At 58.7% G+C, this 5,797-nt stretch carries 3 protein-coding genes and 2 pseudogenes; 4 read left to right on the plus strand and 1 reads right to left on the minus strand.

What is annotated here, in order from left to right; translation table 11 throughout:
* The 4 genes and pseudogenes from AC0ZT5_RS34840 to AC0ZT5_RS34855 all read left to right on the plus strand — a co-directional run.
* Positions 1 to 686, plus strand: a 686-nt coding sequence (locus AC0ZT5_RS34840) for a phosphotriesterase family protein (RefSeq protein ID WP_488500122.1), incomplete at its 5' end; no start/stop codon positions are given.
* 844 nt (positions 687 to 1,530) lie between these two features.
* Positions 1,531 to 2,373, plus strand: coding sequence for a transporter substrate-binding domain-containing protein (locus AC0ZT5_RS34845; RefSeq protein WP_488500123.1), 843 nt, complete (start codon positions 1,531 to 1,533; stop codon positions 2,371 to 2,373).
* Positions 2,374 to 2,728: 355 nt separating this feature from the next.
* Positions 2,729 to 4,159 (plus strand): amidase, encoded by a 1,431-nt coding sequence (locus AC0ZT5_RS34850; RefSeq protein WP_488500124.1) that lies wholly within the window; start codon positions 2,729 to 2,731, stop codon positions 4,157 to 4,159.
* Positions 4,160 to 4,265: 106 nt separating this feature from the next.
* Positions 4,266 to 4,397, plus strand: a pseudogene (locus tag AC0ZT5_RS34855) (IS3 family transposase); the annotation flags it as partial.
* Positions 4,398 to 4,618: 221 nt separating this feature from the next.
* Here AC0ZT5_RS34855 and AC0ZT5_RS34860 read toward each other — a convergent pair.
* Positions 4,619 to 5,797: pseudogene (locus tag AC0ZT5_RS34860) on the minus strand (IS110 family RNA-guided transposase); the annotation flags it as partial.

The following is a 5,797-nucleotide window of genomic DNA, read 5'->3' on the forward strand; positions in this document are numbered from 1 at the left end:
GAGATGAGATGAGGGGTAAGGCCCAGACGGTGCTGGGTCTGGTTGACCCGGCGACGCTAGGCCAGACGTTGATGCACGAGCATCTCTTCTGGGATTTTATACAGCCGGGTCGACAGGATGCGTCGAGCACCGGCGGTCCCGACCCGCGCGACTACTGGAAACTATTGATGGGTGGCGCCGCCGATCCGCGCGACATTAGGCAGAAGGATCGCGGGGTGGCTGCTCGCGAGGCCGCTCGCATGGTCGAGGCAGGTGGCGGGACAATCGTCGAGCTAACGATCGGCGGTATCGGCCCTGACGCCGAGGGTCTGATGGAGGTGTCGCGAGAGAGTGGCGCCCATATTGTGATGGGCTGCGGTCACTACGTCGAGGACTGCCAGGACCCGGGTAATCACAATCGAACCATCGAGAGCTTCGCCCAAGAAATGATTGATCAGGTTCAACTGGGTGCCTGGGGAACCCAGGTACGGGCCGGCATCGTTGGTGAGATAGGCTGCCAGTGGCCGTGGACCGATCTCGAGAAGCGTGTGCTGGCGACTGCCGTCATCGCCCAGCAGGAAACGGGAGCGGCCCTGAAGCTCCTGCTGCCCGTGTTTAGTGGAGAGGTAAAGTTCCAATGTGAGCGCCAGCTGGCTTTCCGCGAGAGCCGAGCGCGTACAGGGTATAGCTGCGAAACGTTTAGATAGAATCGAGGTTAAGCGCAGCAGCTACCGCGGCGTGAAGAGCGAGGGCGCGTAAGGGCGCTGCTGCCTAAATGAGCCCGCTGGGCCGACGCATTACCAAGCCATCAGGTTTGTAGCGCCGACTAGCAGGCGGCGGTGAACTCGTGTGTTTGCTTCCGGGTTCTCTTAAGGCGTGCCCCTCGTTCAAGGCAATGATCTCCCACGCGCGGGAGCCGCACAAGCCTCCGCTCGTTGTTGAGGCCGATGAGGTTGTTGTGTTCCTGGAGGCGGTCCAGTCCCAAGCGCTGTGCCGCACTGACCAGGTCACGCGGCGAAACTCAGACGCCGAGGGGATGCAGTCGTCGCAATTGTTGGTTTCCTGTGGCCTGGTCCGGCCGCGCGCTATTCTCCGGATCGTGACAATGACCATTTCGCTACCGGACCATGCTGATGCAGCATGCTTTGAACGAGGACTGGACTGGGTTTGCGCCAGGCATGAGTTCTGGCCGAGATAGTCCAGCGTTTCGCGAGCCATGCCTTCCGATACTTCGTAAGCTGGCAGCGAACACTATTTGGATGTCGCACTCCGCCTTCACTTTTACATGGCTTACGCGGCCAATCGACATTGACTGCTCCGCCTCTTCCGTCCTTGGCCAAGAAAAACGCCCCTGATCACTGTTCGCCTCGAGGGCTCCACGCGCATCACATTCAGCCGCGTCCGCGTTGATATGATCCATCTGCGCCATTTTATGGCTGTCGAAAACATCTGTTGCAAAGTTGGCCCCCACAGGCTAGGCTCCAAAATGCGACGGCTGCGCAGGCGTTCGTGCCGGCTGCTTGAGAAAACAGCAACGACAGGGGGAAAACGATGAATAGACTTATGACGATGGTTGCGGCCGTGGCATCGCTAGCCGTCGGAATCGAGGCCGCGACGAGCGCTGCCAATGCCGGGGCCGTGCTCGATAAGGTGCTGAAGTCGGGGGCGCTCAAGGTCGCAGCTGGACCTGATTGGGGAACGATGTCGTCCCTGAACAACGAAACTCAACAACTCGAAGGCTACGACATCGATGTTGCTAAGGGCATCGCCGACCACTTGGGTGTGAAGATCGAGTTCGTGACTCCTAGCTGGGACATCATCACGTCAGGCAATTGGCAGGGTCGTTGGGATATCGCCATGGGCCAGATGACACCAACTGCGGGGCGAGCTGAGAAGTTCGACTTCCCTGCCGTTTACTTCTATGCGCCGGTGGTTGCTGTTGTACATAAGGATAGCAAGGCAGTCAAACCTGCCGATCTGAACGGCAAGAGGGTTGGGGTTACCGCGGGCTCCGTGCAAGAGGAGTACGCAAACCATACCTTTAAACCCAATTGGGTGGACGCGAAGCCGATAGAGTTTCAGGTCAAACCAGGCGAAATCAAAACATACGCGACTACGAATGTGGCTTTCGACGACCTCCGGCTAGGCGATGGGGTTCGACTGGATGCAGTCCTAACTGATGGAACTGTGATGAATGATGCAATAAAGGCTGGCTATCCAATAAAGCCTCTTGGCGAGCCGCTATTCTCCTCCCCGGGAGCCATTCCCGTGCTTCATGGAGACAAGGAATTCAGCGGTAAGATCGCCGAGGCTATCCAAAAAATGAAAGAAGACGGCACGCTGTCGAAGCTGTCGCTGAAGTGGTACGGGGTGGACTACACCACGGAAAAGTAGCGATCGCTAAGCTATGGCGACCTAGGCTGTCCTCCGTCGCTTCATTCACTAGAAGGCTGCATTCGTTTTCGGTCAGCTAGATCCCCCATCAGCGTAAGCGCCCCGTCATCGATGGAATGGACCAATAAACGCCGCGGCAGCTCCCGAAACCACCATAGACATCTGCCACTGTCCCAAAAGTGGATCGGCAACATCCGCCAGCCGCAACCCGAACGGACCAAGTAGCGCACGGCGCAAGGTCGTGAACACACATCATTATCTCGCTTCGGTGGCGGATTGCTGCCGACAGGCTTCCCACCTTAGCGGTGCAGAAGCTTACTTCTATAGTCGGACGAGGGGACGAAGGATAGCTGCGATGAGATTAAGCGAATACGCAAAGTACGATGCCACTGGTTTAGCCTCGCTGGTGAGAACCCGTGAAGTGACTGCTGTGGAACTGACGCGGTTGGCCCGCCAGGCACACGACGAGATCAATCCTCTTATTAATGCCGTTATCGAATTCTACGAAGATGCTGAGACCGTTGCTGGCGCCGACGCGGGGTCTTTCAATGGCGTGCCATTCCTTCGCAAGGATACCGGTGCCACCGAAGCTGGGCGCCTCCAGGAACACGGAAGCCGTCTTTTCAAAGGCTGCCGCTCCGATACCGACAGCTATTTTTTTCGTCGCGCGCGGGAGGCCGGGCTTCGGACTGTGGGAAGGACAACGATACCCGAGCTTGCATCTACCGTAATGACGGAGTCCATTGTCAACGGCATCACCGGTAATCCATGGGATTTGAAACGATCCGCGGGAGGCTCGTCCGGGGGAGCAGCAGCGGCGGTGTCCGCCGGCATCACTCCCATTGCACATGGCAGCGACGGCGGTGGGTCAATTCGCATCCCGGCGTCCTGGTGTGGCCTTATCGGGCTGAACCCGTCCCGAGGAAGAGTTTCCGGCGGCCCGAACAATCAGGACCCATCGTTTGGTCTCAGCCGCGAGTTTGTTCTCTGTCGGACGGTGCGCGACATGGCCGCTGCGCTGGATGTCTTTTCTGGTCCTCACCCTGGCGATCCATTTATCATCGTCCAGCCAAGCCGTCGCTATTTAGAGGAACTATCACAGCCCACTGGCACTTTGAGGGTCGGGGTCGCGAGAACGAGTTGGGGCGCGGTCGACCTTGACCCAGAAGTGCTGCACGCTGTCGAGGCGACGGCAATGCTTCTTGAGGGAATGGGGCACACGGTGATAGACATCGATCCGCTATATGAACCGGCCGAGTACAGCAAGTTTGACTCCGCCCCGACGACCGCCATTTGGCTCGAAGAAACGGCGCGAACCCTGGGGCGTATGATTAGTTCGAACACGCTGGAGCCGGTCAACCTCAAAAGGTATCGATATGGCCGCGATTTGCCCCTATCCCAAACGTGGGACGTCCAGGAGGGCCTTCGTAGAATGCGTTTCCGCGTGGGCGAGGCGATCGATGCCTTCGACATTCTGCTGACTCCCACAATGCCAATCGTGGCCGTGCCGCATGGTGGGATTTATACTGCGATTAACCCGGAGGTCTCCGTGGAGGAATACTTGGAAGCAGATACTGCTATTTGTCAATACACAGGCGTCTTCAATGTCACCGGGCAGCCTTCGGTCTCTTTGCCTTTGGCACAAAGCTCTAGCGGGTTGCCGATCGGTATTCAGATTGTAGGCCGGTTTGGCGACGAGGCCACACTGGTCCGTGTCGCACGCGATCTGGAAGAAGCTAGTCCTTGGCGTCAACGGCGGCCAAAGGTTCGAGCAGAAGGCAACTGACGATCAGCTCTAAACTAACAGGTTGTTGAAGAAGTCCACTTGCGGGCGTTGGGCACGCGAGCGCCATGACACTGCCGCAGGGCCTGAACCAGTGCTGGAGCCTGTGATGGTCGACGACTTCACCCGGGAGTGCCTGGCCCTCGTGGTCGACACGTCGTTGTCGGGCATGCGGGTAGCTCGGGAACTGGACCGCCTCGTCGAGGCACGGGGCCGGCCGCTGATGATCGTCTCCGACAACGTACTAAGCGCGGAAGGCAAGGGAGCCTGCAGTCAAAGTCTCGCTGTTCGTCAGCATGCTCTTGCTGCGTGACGTTGGTCAAGTCATCGAACCAGGCGGCTTCCACCGGCAAGGGAAAAGGTCTCGTCCATAGCAAACACAGGGTACGCACGAAGGCGGCCCTCACCGTCCTCAACACGAGCTTCTGATCCAGGCGGAAGACCCGAACATTATCTACAGGGTCATCGAAGCGATGCCCTCACGGCCCTAGCTGACAGAGGTTCTTCCACCTGGCACCCGCCCCTCAACGACGGGCCGGTAGTCGGAACCACCTTTGACGACGGCGTGCACGACACGCGCCATGTTGGCGGTAATAGCGGTCATTGCCTTGCGGCGCAGATCAGGATTGTCGCGATCCCTCGCGATGTAGCGTTCGAACTTATGACGTAAGCCATTCTCCCGTTGGCGGATAGCGGCTTGTCCGGCGATCCACAGGGTGCGGCGCAGCCGAGCATTGCCGAATTTGGAAGCGGGTCTGGCCCCGATATTGGCCTGACTGCTGTGTCGAGAGGTCCAGCCCGCAGAACTTTAGAAACTGGCGATGATGACCGAAACGGCGAAAATCGCCGGCTTCGGCAATGATGGTCAATGCGTTGATCGGTCCGATGCCCGGGATTTGTCGCAGGAGTTGATAGTCCTGGCTGTGCCGCAACAGCTCGTCGGCCTGCGCTTCGAGCTCATTGCGCTGCCGGATCAGGCTGCGTGCTTCGTCAATGACCATCCGGAACATGCGAATGGCAGGCGCACCAAGTGGCAGCGGCAGCCCGATCGATGAGCGCGCCGTCTCGTAAATATCCATCAGAATCTGTCTTGCTGACCTTGCGGCCGACATCCCAAGCTGCCGTCACAAACTCCTCCTTCGTCAGCGGCGTGATGCTTGCTGGGGTCGGAAGGGCATGGAGGAAGGCGAAGAACCAATCGCTGCGGCTGTTTCCCCGGAAGCGATCGATCTCGGGAAAATACAGCGGCAGGTAGTGCGTCAGGATACGGTACTGGATCTCGGTCTTGGTCCTGGCGATCGCTTCATGTGTCTTCGACAGTTCCTGCACGTCGTTGATGCCGGCCCGCAGCGGATCATGGTAGAGCTGCTTCGCTTGGATCCTGAGCATGTGCAGGATTACCTGTGCATCCTTTGGATCGTTCTTGTCCTAGCTACTGTGCAACGCTTCTCGTGTTCGGGCCAGCGCCAGCGACGACACCAGCCGCACCTCAAAACCCGCTTCAGCCAGGCGCCATGCTATTGGCCGGTGATAGTTCCCGGTCGCCTCAAAGGCGCAGACCACAGGGCGGCCGTACGCCTGCAGCACTTCGATCAGATGGTCGTGCTCAGCACGGGTGTTGAGGACCAAAAGGCGACGCCG

The sequence above is a fragment of the Mesorhizobium sp. CNPSo 4670 genome (assembly GCF_057784235.1).

Excerpts from the sequence above, each read along its gene's own strand:
- AC0ZT5_RS34845 (WP_488500123.1), top strand. The coding sequence starts at position 1,531 with ATGAATAGACTTATGACGATGGTTGCGGCCGTGGCATCGCTAGCCGTC.
- AC0ZT5_RS34850 (WP_488500124.1), top strand. The coding sequence starts at position 2,729 with ATGAGATTAAGCGAATACGCAAAGTACGATGCCACTGGTTTAGCCTCG.